The organism is Rhodococcus yananensis, from assembly GCF_020515525.1.
Taxonomy (GTDB): domain Bacteria; phylum Actinomycetota; class Actinomycetes; order Mycobacteriales; family Mycobacteriaceae; genus Rhodococcus; species Rhodococcus yananensis.
On sequence record NZ_JAIYEP010000081.1, the window covers coordinates 1 to 18118 of the forward strand.

General features: G+C 69.9%; 11 protein-coding genes and 1 pseudogene. 7 read left to right on the forward strand and 5 right to left on the reverse strand.

Going from position 1 to position 18118, the window contains the following annotated elements:
- The first annotated feature begins 183 nt into the window (after positions 1–183).
- The gene (locus LDQ05_RS16460; protein ID WP_226438036.1) at positions 184–867 is read left to right on the forward strand and encodes a hypothetical protein; all 684 of its coding nucleotides are present in this window, start codon (positions 184–186) and stop codon (positions 865–867) included.
- A 73-nt stretch (positions 868–940) separates the two neighbouring features.
- Here LDQ05_RS16460 and LDQ05_RS16465 read toward each other — a convergent pair whose 3' ends face one another.
- Positions 941–1816: a helix-turn-helix domain-containing protein gene (locus LDQ05_RS16465; RefSeq protein ID WP_226438037.1), complete on the reverse strand. Its 876-nt coding sequence runs from the start codon at positions 1814–1816 to the stop codon at positions 941–943.
- Positions 1817–1853: 37 nt separating this feature from the next.
- Between LDQ05_RS16465 and LDQ05_RS16470 the strand changes: the two genes are divergently transcribed.
- Both LDQ05_RS16470 and LDQ05_RS16475 read left to right on the forward strand, forming a co-directional pair.
- The gene (locus LDQ05_RS16470) at positions 1854–2402 is read left to right on the forward strand and encodes a maleylpyruvate isomerase family mycothiol-dependent enzyme (protein ID WP_226438038.1); all 549 of its coding nucleotides are present in this window, start codon (positions 1854–1856) and stop codon (positions 2400–2402) included.
- A gap of 17 nt (positions 2403–2419) precedes the next feature.
- Entirely contained in the window at positions 2420–3334 is a 915-nt protein-coding gene (locus LDQ05_RS16475; protein ID WP_226438039.1) for a pseudouridine-5'-phosphate glycosidase, read from the forward strand.
- A gap of 18 nt (positions 3335–3352) precedes the next feature.
- Here the strand turns inward: LDQ05_RS16475 and LDQ05_RS16480 are convergent, their stop codons facing one another.
- Complete coding sequence (locus tag LDQ05_RS16480) at positions 3353–4018, reverse strand: NUDIX hydrolase (RefSeq protein ID WP_372461138.1); 666 nt, start codon at positions 4016–4018, stop codon at positions 3353–3355.
- Between the two features lie 63 nt (positions 4019–4081).
- Here LDQ05_RS16480 and LDQ05_RS16485 point away from each other — a divergent pair.
- Positions 4082–5026, forward strand: a pseudogene (locus LDQ05_RS16485) (ADP-ribosylglycohydrolase family protein).
- Positions 5027–5036: 10 nt separating this feature from the next.
- Here LDQ05_RS16485 and LDQ05_RS16490 read toward each other — a convergent pair.
- Positions 5037–7091 (reverse strand): elongation factor G-like protein EF-G2, encoded by a 2055-nt coding sequence (locus LDQ05_RS16490; RefSeq protein ID WP_226438040.1) that lies wholly within the window; start codon positions 7089–7091, stop codon positions 5037–5039.
- A gap of 226 nt (positions 7092–7317) precedes the next feature.
- Between LDQ05_RS16490 and LDQ05_RS16495 the strand changes: the two genes are divergently transcribed.
- Entirely contained in the window at positions 7318–8436 is a 1119-nt protein-coding gene (locus tag LDQ05_RS16495) for an MSCRAMM family protein (RefSeq protein ID WP_226438041.1), read from the forward strand.
- Positions 8437–8441: 5 nt separating this feature from the next.
- Entirely contained in the window at positions 8442–9062 is a 621-nt protein-coding gene (locus LDQ05_RS16500) for a class F sortase (protein ID WP_226438042.1), read from the forward strand.
- A 37-nt stretch (positions 9063–9099) separates the two neighbouring features.
- Here the strand turns inward: LDQ05_RS16500 and LDQ05_RS16505 are convergent, their stop codons facing one another.
- Together LDQ05_RS16505 and LDQ05_RS16510 are read right to left on the reverse strand one after the other, a co-directional pair.
- Positions 9100–10866, reverse strand: coding sequence for a sulfite reductase subunit alpha (locus LDQ05_RS16505; protein WP_226438043.1), 1767 nt, complete (start codon positions 10864–10866; stop codon positions 9100–9102).
- Positions 10863–16355 carry a glutamate synthase-related protein gene (locus tag LDQ05_RS16510; protein ID WP_226438044.1) on the reverse strand — a complete coding sequence of 1831 codons (5493 nt, stop codon included), beginning with the start codon at positions 16353–16355 and terminating at the stop codon, positions 10863–10865. The genes LDQ05_RS16505 and LDQ05_RS16510 overlap by 4 nt, the downstream gene beginning before the upstream one ends.
- Before the next feature lie 294 nt (positions 16356–16649).
- Between LDQ05_RS16510 and LDQ05_RS16515 the strand changes: the two genes are divergently transcribed.
- A complete protein-coding gene (locus LDQ05_RS16515) occupies positions 16650–18074 on the forward strand; it encodes an aldehyde dehydrogenase family protein (RefSeq protein WP_226438045.1) in 1425 nt (474 codons plus the stop codon).
- Positions 18075–18118 lie beyond the last annotated feature (44 nt).

The following is an 18118-nucleotide window of genomic DNA, read 5'->3' on the forward strand; positions in this document are numbered from 1 at the left end:
TGTGGTTGTGGTAGCTCCGGCTACCACAACCACGCACGGGTAGGGCTGCGGGAGTTGGCTCGTCGTCGCCGGATTCGGCGGAGCCGCACGGCACACGAAGGCACCGATTCGGGCGGGTGCAGCCGCGTCACGGGTGTACGCTCAACGCGTTCGGGGACCCCTGCCGCACCACATGAGGTGATCATGGCCGAGAACACGATGGGTCGGTCCTCCGCGTCCGCGGGAGACGACGGAGAGACGTCGCTGATCGGGAAGATTCTGGACGGCCCCCTCACCGGACTCGCGCCGTGGATCTTCCTCGCGATCTTCGAGGGTCCCGGCAGCACAGGGTGGGTCGCGGCCGTCGCGCTCGGGCTCTCCCTGTTGTTCGTCGTCGCCGATCGGGTACGCGGGAAGTCGCTCAAGCTCCTCGGCGTCGTCGACGTCCTGTTCTTCGCGGGTCTGCTCGTGTTGCACTTCGCTCTCGACGCGGACGGGCAGGCATGGTTGGAGAAGTGGCTCGGCGAGATCGCGAACATCACCCTCGTGGTGATCGCCGTGGGCTCGATCCTGTTCCGGATCCCGTTCACGCTCCAGTACGCGCGCGAGATGGTGGGGCCGGAGTTGTGGCACAGTCCGCTGTTCATCCGTATCAACTACCGCATCACCGCGGCGTGGGCACTCGCGTTCCTGGTGGCGGCGGTCGCCGGGTGGTATGGCGACGCGATCCTCGACGACAGCGACAACATCTGGACCGGATGGGTCATCCAGACCGCAGCGATGATCGCGGCGATCCGGTTCACGTCCTGGTACCCGGATCATGCGACGGAGAAGGCGCTGGGCACACCGGGTGCACAGGGCACACAGGGCATGCCGGGGCAGGGCTGAACCGGCGTTCGAACTGTTCGCACCGACCTGGTCGGCGACCGCATCCCGTTGGTCGACCGGCTGGGTGACGTGCTCAGCGGTTGCTGTCCGGCGGCGGATCGGCCATTCGAGGTCGGCCGAACCGGTCGGCGAACGCACCGGGTGTCATCCCCACCACGCGGGTGAAATCCCGGACGAAATGCGGCTGGTCCGCGTACCCGAGGACGGCGGCGGTGTCGGCGAGCGACACGGCGTGCTCGCGTAGGCGCCCGGCCGCTTCCTGCAGACGACGACGCTGGATGAGCCACTTCGGGGTGAGCCCGATCCGGCGGTGCACGAGCCGCTGCAACGTCCGTTCGGTGAGGTCGAACTCGCGGCGGACCTGCTCGACGCGCAGCACGGTGGGATCGTCCTCGACGTATTCGACGATCCGGTTGACGAGGCGGCCTTCGTCGTCGATCGGCAGATGCGGGCGCACCGCGGCGCCGATCGCGGTGGTCGCCGCGCGGTGCGCTGCGGGGTCGCGGGGGTCGCGGTCCATCGCGGCGCGCACCGCGTCGGCCAACGGCCCCGCCGCATCACCGAGGACCTCGGTGAGATCGACGTGTCGGTCGGTGAACTCGGCGACGGACCGCCCGGTGAGAACACCGCCGGCGGCCGGAGTGAACATGACTCCGGCGGCCCAACCGTCACCGGTGAGGACGGTGGTGGACAGGCCCGACGTCACCCCGTGGAAGCGCGCATGGTCCGCGCTGATCACCAGCAGGCACACCGGATACTGCAGGACCCGCTGGGGGGCCTCCCGACCCGGTTCCACGGACCACACCGGAAGCCAGTACCGCCGCACCAACGTGCTCAACTCGGGTGCGGGCGGATACCGGAACACCGTGTTGGTCGTGTCGTGAGGGTCGCGCAGATGGGCCGGTTCGATGTCGGCGTCGGGTGGGTGCGGACCGCTGTCGGGTTTCATCAAGACCTCTCGGGGTGCCGGCACGATGCTGATTCCCATGAATACAACAGCGCTCCGACACGCCGAAGCCGAACGACCCCTCACCGAGGTGATCGACGCCGTCACCCCCGAGGGGTGGGATCGGCCGTCGCCGTGCGAGGACTGGACGACGCGGGACGTGCTCGCCCACATCATCGACACCCAGCGGGACTTCCTGCTGGGCCGGGGCCTCGACCCCGGCGACCGCCCGGACCTCGCGGATCCCGCCGCGGCGTGGCATCGCCACACGGCGGAGGTCGCGCGGATCCTCGCCGACGACACCGTGCCCGCCACCGAATACGACGGCTACTTCGGGTCCACCACCATCGGCGCCACGTTCGAGCAGTTCTACGTCTGGGATCTGCTCGTCCACCGCTGGGACCTCGCGACCGGGGCGGGGCTCGGCGCCGACCTGACCGACGCCGAACTCGACCGGATCGACGCCGGCGCGGACAGCTTCGGGGACTCGCTCCACCTGGAGGGGGTGTGCAAACCCGCTGTCGACGCCGAGAGTTCCGACCGACAGGCACGCGTTCTGGCCCGATTGGGGCGCCGCGCCGCGCGGTGATGCCTATCGTCGGCGACATGACCGAGACGATCGTCGTCGCCGACGAGGTGCGCGCCGCCGTCGCCGCGGGGAATCCCGTGGTGGCGCTCGAATCCACGATCTTCACGCACGGGCTGACCCGGCCCCGCAATGTCGAGGTGGCGGCGGCAGCCGAATCGCGGGTTCGTGCCGCCGGTGCGGTTCCCGCGACGATCGGTGTCGTCGCGGGCACGCCCACCGTCGGGATGACGGCCGAGCAGATCGCCCTGGCGGGTGACGCGGACACCGAGGTGATGAAGGTGTCGGTGCGCGACCTGCCGCTCGCCGTCGCGAGCGGCGCGCACGGCGGGACGACCGTCGCGGCCACCGCGTTCCTCGCGCATCGCGCGGGCATCCGGGTGTTCGCGACGGGTGGGCTCGGCGGGGTGCATCGCGGCGCGTCCACGACCTTCGACGAGAGCGCCGATCTCGTGGCGTTGTCGTCGACCCCGATCGCGGTGGTGAGCGCCGGCGTCAAATCCGTTCTCGACATCCCGGCCACCCTGGAACGGCTCGAGACGCTCGGTGTGACGGTGGTGGGGTATCGCACCGATCGGTTCCCCGGGTTCTACATCCGTGACAGCGGCTGTGCGGTGGACGCGGTCGCCTCTGCCGAGCACGCGGCGGCGGTGATCCACGCGCGTGATGCGCTCGGTCTGCGGGGTGCGGTGCTCGTCGCCAATCCGGTCGCCGAGCACGACCAGGTCGAACCGGGCCTGCACGACCGGGTGCTCGTCACCGCCGAACGCGAGGCCGCTGCGGCGGGGGTCCGGGGAAGGGCGTTGACGCCGTTCCTGCTCGACCACATGCACCGCGCGACCGAGGGGCGGTCGCTCGAGACGAACATCGCCGTGTATCTGGGCAACGCGGCGGTCGCGTCGGCCATTGCGCTCGCTGTGCACCGGAAGCGGTGACGGCCGGTCGGGGCCGGGTCAGCGGAACAGGAACGACGCGGTCGACGGGGGCAGGGGTGCGTCGGTGCGACGGAACACCTCGGCGGGCCGACCCGCCCCGGTGCGGCGCAGTTCCCCGGTCGGGGTCATGCCGTGCGACAGGTGTCGGCGGAAGGAGTCCTTCGGATAGGTGCGTCCGTAGACCGCCTCGTACAGCCGACGCAGCTCCAGCACGGTGAAGTCGTCGCCGAGCAGCCGGGCGGGGTCCACCGCCGTCGCGTACGTCGTGCGGAGGTCGGCGACCGCGAGGGCGACGATCTCGGCGTGGTCGAACGCGAGCCGGGCGACGTCGTCGACGGGAAGGAGGTGGCTGTCGTCGGGGAGCGCGGTCGCGGGTGCGGCGGCGCAGTGCGCCATCGACAGCACCCACCCGCGGTCGTCCCGATCGGGGTCGTCGAGCATGGCGAGCTGACGGAAGTCGATGCCGTCGAGGCGGGCCTTGTCGCGGAGCGCGCGGCGCGCGGCGTCGGCGAGGCGTTCGCCCGGGTGCAGGAACGTTCCGGGGAGGGCGAGGCCGCGCGGATGATCGACCACCAGTACCGTCACGGCACCGTCCACGACGGTCAGCACCGCGACGTCGACGGCGACGGACGGGCGTGGATAGTCGGTCAGGGGGCGGCCCGGGGCGGCCGGTGTCTCACTCACCTGGATATTGAATCAAAGTTGCGCTAAGTTGATTAGCGCAACTTTGAGCAAAAGGGGACGGCAATGGCAACGGACGATCGGCGGATGGACCGCGCGGCGGGTGCACTGCTCGCGTCGGCGGCGGGAGACGCACTCGGCGCGGGATACGAGTTCACCTACCCTGCGGCGGACCGGAGCATCGACATGATCGGTGGGGGCCTCGGACCGTTCGCCCCCGGAGAGTGGACCGACGACACCGCGATGACGGTCGCGATCGCCGAGGTGGCGGCGACCGGAACACCCATCGGCGCCGGTGCGGGACTCGACCGGGTCGCGGCGCAGTTCGTGCGCTGGTACGACACCCACCCCAAGGACATCGGCAACCAGACCGCCGCCGTCCTCTCGGCCCGCCCCGGTTCCGCCGCGGCGATGCGCGACCGTGCCCGCGCGCTGCCGGGACGCAAGGCGGGCAACGGGTCGCTCATGCGTACCGCACCGGTGGGCATCGCGTATCTGCACGACCCCGCGGCGTGCGTCGCGGCGGCGGAGGCGATCAGCGCCCTGACCCACGACGACCCGCAGGCGAACGAGGCGTGCGCGCTGTGGTCGTACGCGATCCGGCACGCCGTGCTCGGCGGTGGATTCGACGGGCCGCGCCGCTACCTGGACACGGCACCGGCGGACGTCGCCGACCGGTAGAGTGCACTCCTCGACGAAGCGGAAACGGCGGGCAGCGGCCGGGTCTTCGATCGCAACGGATGGGTCGTGCATGCCCTGCAGACCGCGTGGTGGGCCATCACCCACGCCGGCGGTCAGGGATCCGAACACCTCACCGGCGCACTGGAACTGGCGGTGCGTGCCGGTGGCGACACCGACACCACCGCGGCGATCGCCGGGGCGCTTCTCGGGGCGCGGTGGGGTGCGTCGGCGGTGCCCCCGCGGTGGCGCGAGATGCTCCACGGCTGGCCCGGTCACCGCGGCGACGACCTCGTGCGGCTCGCACACGAGACGGTCGCCCACACCGGGTGAGCGCGGCACGTCACGCGTGCGCGTCGGCGCCGTCCAGATACGCGGCGGCGAGGGCGGCGGGCATCGGTTCGTGCCGCAGATACATGCGGGCGAAATCGCCGGTGCCCTGCGTGATCGCCCGCAGTTCGACGGGATAGCGGTTGAGTTCGACCTCCGGCACCTCGGCGCGCAACAGTGCCACACCCGGCTCCGGCGCCTCGGTGCCGAGAACCCGGCCGCGACGCGACGACAGGTCGCCCAGTACCGCACCGAGGTGTTCCTCCGGCACGATCACCCGCACCGCCGCGACCGGCTCGAGCATCCGTGTCTCGGTGTGCGACGCGGCATCCCGCAGCGCCAGACCCGCCGCGGCCTGGAACGCGGCGTCGGACGAGTCCACGGAATGGGCCTTGCCGTCGACGAGCGTGACCCGCACGTCCACCATCGGGTTCTCGGTGACCACACCCTTCGCGGTCTGCGCGCGTACACCCTTCTCCACCGACGGGATGAACTGCCGCGGAACCGCCCCGCCGACCACCCGCTCGTCGAAGACCACGCCGCTGCCCGCCGGCAGCGGTTCGATCTCCAGATCGCACACCGCGTACTGCCCGTGCCCGCCGGACTGCTTGACGAGCCGTCCGTGACCGGTCGCGGGGGCCGCGAACGTCTCGCGCAACGCCACCCGGTGCCGGACGACGTCCACCTGCACGCCGTATCGGTTGCGGAGCCGATCGACGACGAGCTCGGCGTGCGCCTCCCCGGTGCACCACAGCACCACCTGATGGGTGTCGGGATTCTGCTCGACGCGGACGGCGGGGTCCTCCGCGGCGAGTCGCGCCAACGCCTGGGACAGCTTGTCGTCGTCGCTGCGCGAGCGCGCTTCGATCGCGATGGGGAGCAGCGGAGTGGGTACCGGCCACATCGGCAGGTCGACGGGACTGCCCGGGTCGTGCAGAACGTCGCCGGCCTGCGCGGTGGCGAGTTTGCCGACGCACACGATGTCGCCGGCGACGGCCTCGGCGGCCGGGCTCTGCTGCACTCCGAACGGGGATGTCAGCGCCGGGATGCGTTCGCGGCCGTCGCGTTCTCCGCCGGTGAGCACGACCGTGGTGTCGGGTCGCAGGGTTCCGGCGTACACGCGCACGAGACTGATCCGCCCGACGTACGCGTCGCCGGTCACCCGCACGATCTGCGCGGCGAGCGGACCGTCGGGATCGCATTCGGGTGCGCCGCGGAGCCGGTGCGTGGGATCGGGAAAACCCCAGGTGATCAGTTCGAGCAGTTCGACCGCACCGACACCGGTGTCGGTGACCGGCAGGGTGGGATGCATGGCGCACGAAAGAATTTCGCGGGTCAACCCGTCCTGCAGCGACTGCGGGTCGAGTTGTTCGCCGGCGACGAACCGTTCCATCAACGTGTCGTCCTGCCCGGAGATCGCCTCCACCAGCGATTCGCGTGCCTCCCGCGACACCGGGCAGTCGCCGGGTTCGCCGTAGCTGCGGCCGGTGAGCAGCCCCATCGAGCCGATCGGGCGCGCGTCGTCGAACACCGGGTAGAACAGCGCGCGGACGGTGTCCGGTCCGAGGCCGAACGCATCGTGACACTGTTCGAGCATGTCGTCGTAGCTGTGCCGGGCGATGTCGAGCTTGGTGACGGCGATGGCGCGCGGAATCGATTCGTCCTCGCATTCGCGCCACAACGCGCGGGTGGCGGCCGTGATGGGATCGGCTGCCGAGACGACGAAGACCGCGGCGTCGGCGGCGTGCAGGCCCGCGCGCACCTCGGCATCGAAATCCGGGTGTCCGGGTGTGTCGATCAGATTGATCCGCAGCCCGTTCCATTCCACCGGCAGCACCGCGAGTTGCACCGAGCGTCGATGCCGCTGCTCGATCTCGTCGTGGTCGGAGACGGTGGTGCCGTCGGTGACCTTCCCCGCCCGCCCGATCGCGCCCGACGCGAGGGCCAGGGATTCGGCGAGGGTGGTCTTGCCGGCGGCGCTGCATCCGACGAGAGCGACGTTGCGGATCGCCTCCGGGCGGTCGGCGACAGGCGCCTGCCGGGTGCGTGCTGCGGTGCGATCGGGCATCGATCTGCTCCTTGTCCGGGTGGGGTCAGTGTAGGCAGCGCCGACCGGTCGACGGTCGTCTTTCGTGCCCTCGCGTTCCGGGTCCGGTGCCGCGGGCACCGGTCGATGACGAAGCCACAACATCTCGGTATCGGCCGGTTCGGGACGCTAACGGGTGTGCCGGTGGCGACGACGTCACCGATGTCGGGGTACCCACCTGTCGGATCATCGATCGGAGGCACCCGCCATGCGTATCCGCACTCGCATTCTCACGATTCTCGCCGGTTCGGTACTGGCCGTCGCCACCACCGGCCCGGCGGTCGCCGACCCGGTGCCGGTGGGCGACGGCTCGTCGACGACCGCGGCCACCACCACCGCGCCCACCACGACCATGCCCACGCCCACCACGACCACGACCGCGCCCCCGGATGCGGGGATCGAGACCGGAACCGTCACGATCCGTGCCGCGACCCTGTCGGAGGACGATCCGCTGCCCGGAGTCACCTCCTCCGTCGCGCGCTGTGAAACAGGGCAGGTCGTCGACAGTCCCGTCACGGGAGTCGACGGCACCGCGAACGTCGAGGCGCCGCTCGGTTGCTACAACATCGCGTTGGTCGACCACCCCTGGGGGTTCGAACCGGTGTCGGCGGGACCGTGGCAGGTGGAGATCACCGCGCCCGGGCAGGTCGTTGCGGTCGGGTTCGTGTTGCAGCGCACGTCCCCGGACGAGGAGGGCACCCTCACGGTGCACGCGCGGAACGTCACGGACGACACCCCCGTACCCGGCGTCACGGCCGCGTTGAACTCGTGCGTCGACGACGGGCCGTACGGGTACATGACCACCGAACTCGACGGATCTGCGACGACCCGGCTGCCGCTGCAGTGCTATGTGGTGTCGTTGGTGTCGACGCCGCCGGAGCTCGAGACGGTGGCGGGCGGACCGTTCACCGTGGAGCTGACCGACCCGGACGCGGTCGTCACCGCAGAATTCCGTTTCGCTGCAACGGATCCGTATCCGCCGACCGCGTACGGGCGGCTCGTCAAGATGGACCGACTCGACGGAAGGCTGCTCGGCGGCGCGATATTCGACATCGGGCCGTGCAATGCGGAGTGGACGCACCGGGTGGTGACGGAAGCGGACGGTCAGGTGGGGTTGGCGTTGGTGCCGGGCTGCTATGTGGCGAAGGAGGTGCACGCCCCCGACGGTTACGTCGTCGATCCACGGCCGACCACTTTCACCGCGACCGACGACGCGTACTTCACCGTGCAGGTGTTCGACCTGCCCGTGGATCCGGGCCCCATCTTCCGGAACCCGGATGCGCGGGTGCCGGTGCGGTCGATTCCCGCGGGCCCGGTCGAGAGGTGATTCCGATGGACACGCGTCGTGTCGCCGCTGTGCTCGCCGTCGCCGGTCTGCTGTTCGCGGGCGGGTGCGCGGACGACGGGACGGCATCCGCCCCGCCGTCTGCTCCCGCGTCACCGGTGCCCGCCACGAAGACCGGCCAGCGCGACCTGCCGGCGCCGGTCGCGGTGACCGACGACACCCCGTCGGCACCCGTCGAACTCGCGCTCGGCGGCGTGGCCGCACCGGTCGATCCGGTTGCGACGGACCACGCGGGGGTGTTGCTGCCCCCGCAGGACGTCGATCGCCTCGGCTGGTGGGCGGATTCGGCTCTGCCCGGGTCGGGTGCGGGGTCGATCGTGGTGGTCGGGCACGTCGACGACGTCGCGCAGGGCACAGGATTCGCCGCACGGTTCGCGGAGCTCACCGAGGGGGAGGAGGTGGCGCTGCCCCTCGGAGACGGATCGTCGCGAGACTATCGGGTGGACCGGGTGCTCAGCGTCTCGAAGGACGGTGCGCTCCCGCTCGACGAACTGAACCGCCTCGACGGGCCGGAAACGCTCGTGCTCGTCACGTGCGGCGGTGAGTTCGTCGGTCCGCCGCTGGGGTACGCGAACAACGACTTCGTGTTCGCGTCGGTCGCGTCCTGATCCGTGACGTCGGGTCCTGAACGGGACGAGCGCTGTGTCAGTACACGTCCCGCACGTACCGCTTGTCCCGTTTGAGCGCGACGACGTACTCGGCGGCCTGCTCCTCGCTCATCCCGCCGTGCTCGGCGACGATCTCGTGCAGGGCACGGTCCACGTCCTTCGCCATCCGCGAGGCGTCCCCGCAGATGTAGAAGTGCCCACCGTCCTCGAGCCACGCGAACAGTTCCGCGCCGTTCTCCTTCATGCGGGTCTGCACGTAGACCTTCTCGGCCTGATCCCGGGAGAACGCCAGGTCCAGGCGGGTCAGAACACCCGCATCGACGAACTCGGTGAGCTCGTCCTCGTAGATGTAGTCGCAACTGCGTCGCTGATCTCCGAAGAACAACCAGTTGCGTCCGGTGGCGCCGCGCGCGCGGCGTTCCTGCAGGAATCCGCGGAACGGTGCGATGCCGGTGCCGGGGCCGACCATGATCATCGGTGCGGTGTCGTCGGCGGGCACCCGGAACGCCTTGTTCCGGGTGACGAAGATGCCGACAGGGACGTCGCCGACTCGGTCGGCGAGATACGTCGAGCACACGCCGCGCCGCTCACGGTCGTCGTCGCCGTACCGCACGGCCGCGATCGTCAGATGCACCGAGCCGTCGGTCGCGTGGGGGCTCGACGAGATCGAGTACGCGCGATGCTGCAGCGGTTTGAGCACGGCCAGCAACTCGCCGGCGGTCAACGACGGGGTCGGCTCCAGGGAGAGGACATCGAGGATGTCGCGGCCCCACAGCCACTCGTCGAGGGCGGTCTTGTCGCCGTGCCGCAGCACGTACGTCAGTTCCTCGTTGCCGGTGCGTTCTTCGACGGCCTCGAGGAGATCGACGTTCGGTGCGGTGATCTCGTAGCGGTGAGTGAGCAGGTGCGCGAGGGTGTCGTCGTGGCCGTCGGGCACGACGTCGCCGTCGAGACCGAGCCGGTCGAGGATCGACCGCACGAGAGCCGGATCGTTGACGGGCACCACGTTGAGGGCGTCACCGGCCTCGTAGTCGAGTCCGGAATCGGCGAGCGCGAACTCGTAGTGGCGGATCTCCTTGCCGGAGTCGTCACCGGAGAGTCGGCGGTTGACCGTCAGTGTCGCCGGATACGGGTTCTTGCGGTTCCACCGGGATTTCGCGGGAGCGGGAGCAGCAGCGACGCCGCCGGCCGCCGCGGTGTCCCCGTGAATGCCCTCGACCGCCGCGACGAGCGGCAGGGTCTCGGCGATCCAGGCGGCCGCGGCCTCCTCGAACTCGACGTCGCAGTCGACCCGCGGGACGATCCGTGTCGCGCCGAGTTGCTCGAGGCGCATGTCGAGAAGTTTGCCTGCCTGGCAGAATCCGTCGTATCCGCTGTCGCCGAGGGCCAGGACCGCGAAGTCCATGGATTCGAGCCTCGGCGCGTTCGCGGCGGACAGCGCCTGCCAGAACAACTCGGCGTTGTCGGGCATCTCGCCCTCACCGTAGGTGGAGGTGACGACGAGGACCCGGCCGAGGGCTGCGAACGTTTCGAGATCCATGTCGTCGAGCGCGCAGACGACCGGTGCGAATCCGTGCGCTCGGGCGGCGGACGCCGCGTCCTCGGCCACGGATTCGGCGTTGCCGGTCTGCGACCCGTACAGCACGTGCAGCGCAGGGGCACTGCCGGTCGCGGCGGTGTCGCTGCCGGCGGCGAACAGCCGGGTCTGCATGCCGGCGAGGAAACCGGCCAGCCACGACCTCTGATCGGTGCTGAACGGTGCGTCCGCCGGGATGAAGGGCGAGGAAACGAACGGGGTGGTCACGAGGCGACTCCCAGGGTCGGGGCGATCAGTGCGGGCACCGCGTGGCGGGCGAACAGTTCTTCGTAACCGGGCAGACGGTCGACGGCATCGAGGTTCTTGCGGGTCTGCCACAGGATCCAGCCGTACGTGCCGGGTGCATCGACGGAGCGCACGTTGCGCAGCGCGAGGGCCTGCTTGTAGTCGGCCAGTCGCTTGTCGGCGACGAGGACCGCCAGCTCGACGTCCGAGTGATCGGAGATCGCCTCGAGCGCATAACGTTCGAGCTTCGCGACGAGGAAGAAGTCCTCGGTGAGCAGCAGGTTGCGCGCGGCCTTCTGCACCGCCGGGTCGTCCGCCCCGGTGGCGGCGGGGATCTTCTGCAACGCCATCTCCTGCGCGGCGGCGAGCACCGTGTAGTTGTTCAACAGGGCGAACATGGTGTCGGTGTCGGTGCCGTCGGGCGCGGCACCACCGACGACGGGAACTCCCGAACGGTAGCTGTCCTTGAACTTCCGGACCTGGTGCGCGACCAGCGCGGTCGCGACCTCGGCGGCGAGTTCACGGCGCGGGGTGGCGGCGAGGATCGCGTCGGCGTCCTGGTACTGCAGCAGCGCCCGCGGCATCCCGTACACGAACCGGTGCTGCTCGGCCTGCCAGTTGTCGATCAGGTCCCGAGCCCTGCGCGATCCGGTGGCCTCGACGTGGCCGTGCAGCAGCGCGAGTACGGCGGCGTTGTGGATCGGTGCCTGCGGATCCTCTGGATCGGTGATCGACCCCAGCACGATCGAGTCGGAGCTGGCCTTGCCGGCCAGCAGCCCGTCCGGATCATACTGGTAGACGAAACCGCCGGACATGCCGTTGCCGACCCCCTTGCCGAAGCCACCGAGGTTCAGCACGGCACCGTTGGTCATGTACTCGCAGGCGAAGTCGCCGACGCCTTCGACGACCGCGGTCGCGCCCGAGTTGCGGACGGCGAACCGGTCGCCGGCCTCACCCTCGACGAACAACCGGCCCCCGGTCGCGCCGAACAACGCGAAGTTGCCGACGAGGACGTTGCCGCCGCGCGCGGAGGATCCGCCGCCGGGGGAGCGCAGCACGATGCGGCCACCGCACTGGCCCTTGCCGACACCGTCGTTGGCGGTGCCCGTGTGCTGCAGCACCATGCCGTCGTTGCAGAACGCGCCGTACGAGAGGCCCGCCGAACCGGTGGTGGCGATCACGACGGTCCCGTCACGCAGCCAGCGGCGGCCCCGCTCGTCGGTGAGTGCTGCCGCAACCGCGCCGAGGTCCTCGTGATTGAGCATGCGTTCGATGTCGACGGCCAGCTGGGCACCGACGCTCTTGTTGCTGTTGGTCAGCCGCACGCCCTCGCCGAGATCGATGCGGGTGCGCTGCTCGTCGACGAGCGCGACGCGCAGTGCCTCGACCCACGCGTCGTCGAGTGCGTAGTCCTTCTCCAGGTACACCGGGTCCTCGACGCGGACCTCGGGGACCACGGTGAGCATCGCCCGCAGGTCCAGGGCCCCGACGCTCGACGGATGATCGAGCAGGTGCAGCAGGTCGGAGCGGCCCCGCGCGTCGCGCAGCGACCGCAGACCGAGTCGGGCGAGCAGTTCGCGGGTCTCGTGTGCGATGTTGAGCAGGTACTGCGCCATCGCGCGCGGATCCCCGTCGAACACCTCGGGATTGGTGGTCAATCCGGCGGGGCACTTGATGTTGCAGTTCTTCGCCATCACACAGCCGAGCATCATCAGTGCGGTGGTGCCGAATTCGAAGCTGTCGCCGCCGAGCAGAGCCGATGTGATGACGTCCGACGCGGTCTGGTGTGCGCCGGAGCACCGCAGAACCACCTTGTCGCGCAACCCGTTCGCGCACAGAGCCTGATGAACCTCCGCGACACCGATCTCCGCGGAGCGGCCCGCGTACTTGAGCGAGGTCACGGAGGCTGCGCCGGTGCCACCGGTGTTGCCGGCGACGTTGATGACGTCGGCGCCGGCCTTCGCGACCCCCACGGCGATCGTGCCGATGCCCTCGGAGGACACGAGCTTGACGATCACCCGTACCCGCGCGGCCTTGGCGTCGTGGATCAGCTGCGCGAGATCCTCGATCGAGTACGTGTCGTGGTGCGGGGGCGGCGAGACGAGTTCGACACCGGGGGTGGCGCCGCGCGCCGCGGCGATCTCGACGGTGACCTTCTTGGCGGGTAGCTGCCCGCCCTCGCCGGGCTTCGCTCCCTGCGCGATCTTGATCTCGATCTCCTCGAGCATGGGATCGGCGAGGTAACCGGCCCACACACCGAATCGGCCCGACGCGAACTGCTTGATGCGTGATCCGCGGATCGTGCCGTAGCGGGAGATGTGTTCGCCGCCCTCACCGCAGTTGGACATGCCGCCGACCATGTTGGTGCCGTGTGCGACCGCTTCGTGCGCGTTGGAATTGAGGGCGCCGTGGCTCATCGCCCCGGACGCGAGGGCACGGGTGATCTCGTGGGCGGGCTGCACCTGGTCGAGCCGCACGCTCGCCGGGGCCTTCTTCAGGCGGCCGAGGTGGTCGGCGGCCTCACCGGTCGCGCGCACGGTGACGGTGTCGCCGTAGCAGCGGTACTCGGCGATCTCGTCGCCGAACCGGGCGACGAGGGACTGTGCGAGAGCCTCGGGACGGGCGTGGTCCTCGGCGAGGGGACCGGTCAGCCGCAGCACGAACTCGTCGTCGGCGACGCGCGCCGCGGAGATCCCGCGCACGAGTATCCGGTTGTTGCCTCGTCGCGCGAACCGGCCCATCTCGCGTCGGAAGTCGTCGGCCGCGGTGATGTAGGTGACGTCGGCGGGCAGCGCGAGGACGTCGCGCAGCGCGGCCGGGCGATGGGACCGCTCGTCGGCGACGGTGCGCGCGAACGCCCGGTAGCCGGGGGTGATGTCGAAGCTGTCGATCTCGGCGGGGGTGAGCGCGCGGAACCCGCCGTAGCGGTACGCGTCGTCGTCGAGACCGTGCGCATCCGAGAGTCGGTGCAGCGGAAGCAGCCGCAACGCATCGGTGAGGTCCGCTTCGCCGGTGCGCTGGTCCGGCAACGCGACGGGTTCTTCGGTCATGTCGACGAATCCGCGCACCGCGGTGGTGCCGAACGAATGCCCGGCACCGTCGGAGCGTTCCTTGAACAGGCCGAGCATCGGCACGTCCGACTCGCCGGTCACCGTGAGCGCGTGACGGTGCCAGTCGGCGACGGCCTGCGCGATGGTCGTGAAACCGACACCGCCGACCGGGGTGCGGACGTTGGGGAACCAGCGTGCGAGGATCGGGTCGTCGGTGTCGAGGTAGCTCGGTTCGAAGAACTCGCCGCCGATGTACGACTCGACGGTGCACAGCCCGACGCGGCCCATCGTCTTCATCAGCGACTTCTCTGCGGCCTTGCGGAACTTCAGGAACGCCGCGTCGGCGTCGTCACCGTGCTTCTCCTCGGCGCGCATCTGCACGGTCAGCGGGTACACGGCGGCCGCACCGAAACCGAGTGTCGCGGCGATGTGGTGCGACGAGAACAGTTGCCCGGATTCGACGATCACCGACACCCGCAGCCGGGCACCGTCGTCGATGAGCCGTTGATTGACTGCGGCGACGGTGAGGATCATCGGCAGCGGCGCCCGGTCGGTGGACAGGTGCCGGTCGGTGAGCACCGCGATACCGCCCTTCCCGCGGGCGAATTCGGTGATGCGGTCGGCGACCGTGTCGACGGCGTCGGCGAGTGCGGCGGCGTTGGCCTCCGCGTCGTCGAAGATCGGGGTGTAGAGCATCTCGAAACGCTCCACCGGTGTGTCGGACTGCTCGCGGATCCGCAGCATGTCGAGATGCGTGAGGATCGGGGTGGGAACGACGATCTGCGCGGCGGCGGGAGCCCCGCTGCCGGGCCGGGCACCGAGCGCCACCCGCAGGGTCATGCCGTCGGCCTCACGGATGGAATCCAGCGACGGGTTGGTGACCTGCGCGAACCGCTGCGAGAAGTACTTGGCGACACCGCCCTCCTGATCGGAGAGGGCGTTGATGGCGTTGCCGTACCCCATCGCCGAGATCCGCTCCTGCCCCGACGCGAGCATCGGGTCGAGCATGAACCGGAACGACTCCTGGTTCAGGGCGTAGGACACGTACCGCTGATGGCGGTCGAGATCGCCGTTGTACCGCAGGGGCGAACCGGCCTTCTCCGCGGGGACGGGCGGCAGGGTGTCGAGGACGCGGCGGGCCTCGTCGACGAGGGCTGCGTAGTCGTGTTCGGCGGCGAGCATCTCGAGGGCCTCGTCCGTGCCGTACGACCGGCCGGTGCGGTGATCGAAGTACAGCATCCCGCCGGCCTCGATGCGCCCGCGCCGCACGACGGTCTCCGGGGCGAAGTCGAACTGGCCGGCCTCGGAGGACACCGCCAGGTACTCGTCCGTCTCCACCGACCGCAGCGGGCGCAGGCCGAGCCGGTCGAGGCGCGCACCGACGACGGTGCCGTTGCCGAAGATCAGCGCGGCGGGGCCGTCGTTCTTCTCCTCGTAGAGAGAGAAGAACTCGAGCATGGCCCGCACCCGCGGGCTCAGCGTGGCGTCGTTCTCCCAGGCGGGCGGAACCATCTGCACCACGGCGGTGACCAGATCCAGGTCGCCCGGGGCGATGCGCGCGGCGAGGGTCTGGTCGAAACGGCAGCTGTCGGACTGTCCCGGTGGGCGCACGATGTCGCGTCCGGCCGCGCGGGCCTGCGCCCCCTCGAACAGTCGGTTCTTGCGATCGGTGTTGAGTTCGCCGTTGTGCGCCATGAACCGGAACGGTTGCGCCATCGTCGGATGCGGATCGGTGTTGGTGGAGAACCGGGTGTGGAAGAAGAGGGTGTGCACCGAATGCCGCGGGTCGACGAGGTCCCGGAAGTAGGGGATGACCTCGTCGGAGTTCAACCGTCCCTTGAGAACCTGGGTGCGGGCACTGAGCGACAACGGGTACAGGCTCGCGAGCGACGCGTCGGTGTACGCGCGCGCCTCGATGGCGAGCAGGACGTCGTGCAGAACCCGGTCGAATTCGGCTGCGGTGGAACACGTTCCCGGACGAGTGAAGATCCACTGTCGGATCAGGAGCTGATGGGCGACGGCGGCGGGGCGGAGCACGTCGTCGTCGACGGGAACGTCGCGCACCGCGACGACCTCGACGCCCGCGGAGGCGAGGGACCCGGTCACGAGCGCGACGGCCTCGTCGTGCGCGGCCGGATCGGCCGGCAGGAAGAAGTTGCCGACACCGAATTCGCCTGAAGCAAGCGAAATTCCGGTGATCGCGGAGAAGAACTCGGCGGACAGGTCGATGTTGACTCCGGCGCCGTCGCCGACACCTTCGGCCGACATGCCGCCGCGATGCGGTACGACGCACAGTGCCTCGTGTCCGCGGAGCAGTACGTCGTGGGTCGGCGTGCCGTCCTTGCGGGTGATGAAACCCACGCCGCAGCTGCTCTTGTCGAGTGCGCTGTCGTACAACCCGGTGTCGGTGGGGTGCGTCAACGGACGATCCTCCTCGGCGATTCGGTGGGTCGCCGAGCGAACAACACTGCGATGCGCGTGGTGCAGTGCACAGACCGGTACCCGGCGACGGGATGAACAGACGTCGTTGTCCGAATGCGCCGAGCGTTGCGACGTTGAAGCGCGCGAGCAGCGTCGACAATTGTAGCGCACAGGTTAACGGCGTGGGTCGGCGTCCTCCGTCACACCGACCGCCCGCGGTGACGTCGGTGTTGCGCATCACATCCGTTCGATACGCTGCGGCCGTCGACAATCCGGCAGACGAGAGGTGCGTACATGTCCGAAGTTCTCGACCGACGCAGGATCTACATCGACGGAGCGTGGACGGAGTCGGACGGCGCCGGCTCCATCGACGTCGTGGACCCCTCGACCGAACAGGTCATCGCGGTCGTCGCGGAGGGGGCACCCACCGACGTCGACCGTGCCGTGGCCGCGGCGCGCGCGGCGTTCCCGGGGTGGTCGGGGATGAGCGGGGCGGAACGCGGCGCCCACCTCGGGAAGATCGCCGCCCTCGCGAACGCGCGGGTCGACGAACTCGCGGCGTTGGTCTCCCGCGACATGGGTATGCCCGTGTCGCTGGCGAAGCCCATCCAGATCGGGATGCCGCTGAAGAACATCGCCGCCTACGCCGCGCTCGCCGAGAGCTACGACTTCGACGAGCGGGAGATCGGCAACACCCTCGTCGTCCGTGAACCGATCGGTGTGGTCGGGGCGATCACCCCCTGGAACTATCCGCTGCACCAGGTGGTCCTGAAGGTGTTCGCGGCGCTCGCCGCGGGCTGCACCGTCGTCCTCAAACCCACCGAGGTTGCGCCGCTGGTGACGTACGCGCTCGTCGACATCGCCGACGAAGCGGGCCTGCCGCCCGGTGTGCTCAACGTCGTCAGCGGACACGGGCCGGTGGTGGGGGAGGCGATCGCCGCGCACCCGGACGTCGACATGGTCTCGTTCACCGGTTCCACCCGCGCCGGCAAGCGGGTCGCGGTGGTCGCGGCGGAGACCGTGAAGAAGGTGGCGCTCGAGTTGGGTGGCAAGTCGGCGAACGTCGTCCTCGACGACGCCGATCTCGCGGCGGCGGTCACCGACGGTGTCGCCAAGTGCTTCCTGAACTCCGGGCAGACGTGCACGGCGCTGACCCGCATGCTGGTTCCCGCCGAGAGGATGGACGAGGCGGCGACGCTCGCGGCGCAGGTCGCCGCGAACTACGCGGTGGGGTCGCCGTCCGACCCCGGATCGATGCTGGGGCCGTTGGTGAACGCCGCCCAGCAGCAGCGTGTCCGCTCGTACATCGACACCGGTGTCGCCGAGGGGGCGCGTCTGGTGCTGGACGGTCGCGACTGCGGTCGCGACACCGGGTACTTCGTCGGCCCCACCGTGTTCGCGGACGTCGCGGAGGACATGACGATCGCGCGGGAGGAGATCTTCGGGCCGGTGCTGTCGATCCTCGGCTACCGCGACGAGGACGATGCCGTGCGGATCGCCAACGACAGTGACTACGGGCTGTCGGGCGGGGTGTGGTCGGGTGACCCGGCGCGAGCCGAGGCGGTCGCGCGGCGGTTGCGCACCGGGCAGGTGCACGTCAACGGTGGTGCGTTCGACACCGATGCCCCGTTCGGTGGGTACAAGCAGTCGGGGATCGGTCGGGAGGCCGGTGTCTTCGGGCTCGAGGAGTTCCTCGAGATCAAATCGATCATGCGTTGACCCCCCACCCGTGCGCACTTCTGGTAGCTCCGGCTACCAGAAGT

Bases quoted from the DNA above. Each gene is read 5' to 3' on its own strand.
- LDQ05_RS16515 (WP_226438045.1), top strand. From the start codon at position 16,650: ATGTCCGAAGTTCTCGACCGACGCAGGATCTACATCGACGGAGCGTGG.
- LDQ05_RS16465 (WP_226438037.1), bottom strand. From the start codon at position 1,816: ATGAAACCCGACAGCGGTCCGCACCCACCCGACGCCGACATCGAACCG.
- LDQ05_RS16460 (WP_226438036.1), top strand. From the start codon at position 184: ATGGCCGAGAACACGATGGGTCGGTCCTCCGCGTCCGCGGGAGACGAC.
- LDQ05_RS16475 (WP_226438039.1), top strand. From the start codon at position 2,420: ATGACCGAGACGATCGTCGTCGCCGACGAGGTGCGCGCCGCCGTCGCC.
- LDQ05_RS16495 (WP_226438041.1), top strand. From the start codon at position 7,318: ATGCGTATCCGCACTCGCATTCTCACGATTCTCGCCGGTTCGGTACTG.
- LDQ05_RS16490 (WP_226438040.1), bottom strand. From the start codon at position 7,091: ATGCCCGATCGCACCGCAGCACGCACCCGGCAGGCGCCTGTCGCCGAC.
- LDQ05_RS16500 (WP_226438042.1), top strand. From the start codon at position 8,442: ATGGACACGCGTCGTGTCGCCGCTGTGCTCGCCGTCGCCGGTCTGCTG.
- LDQ05_RS16470 (WP_226438038.1), top strand. From the start codon at position 1,854: ATGAATACAACAGCGCTCCGACACGCCGAAGCCGAACGACCCCTCACC.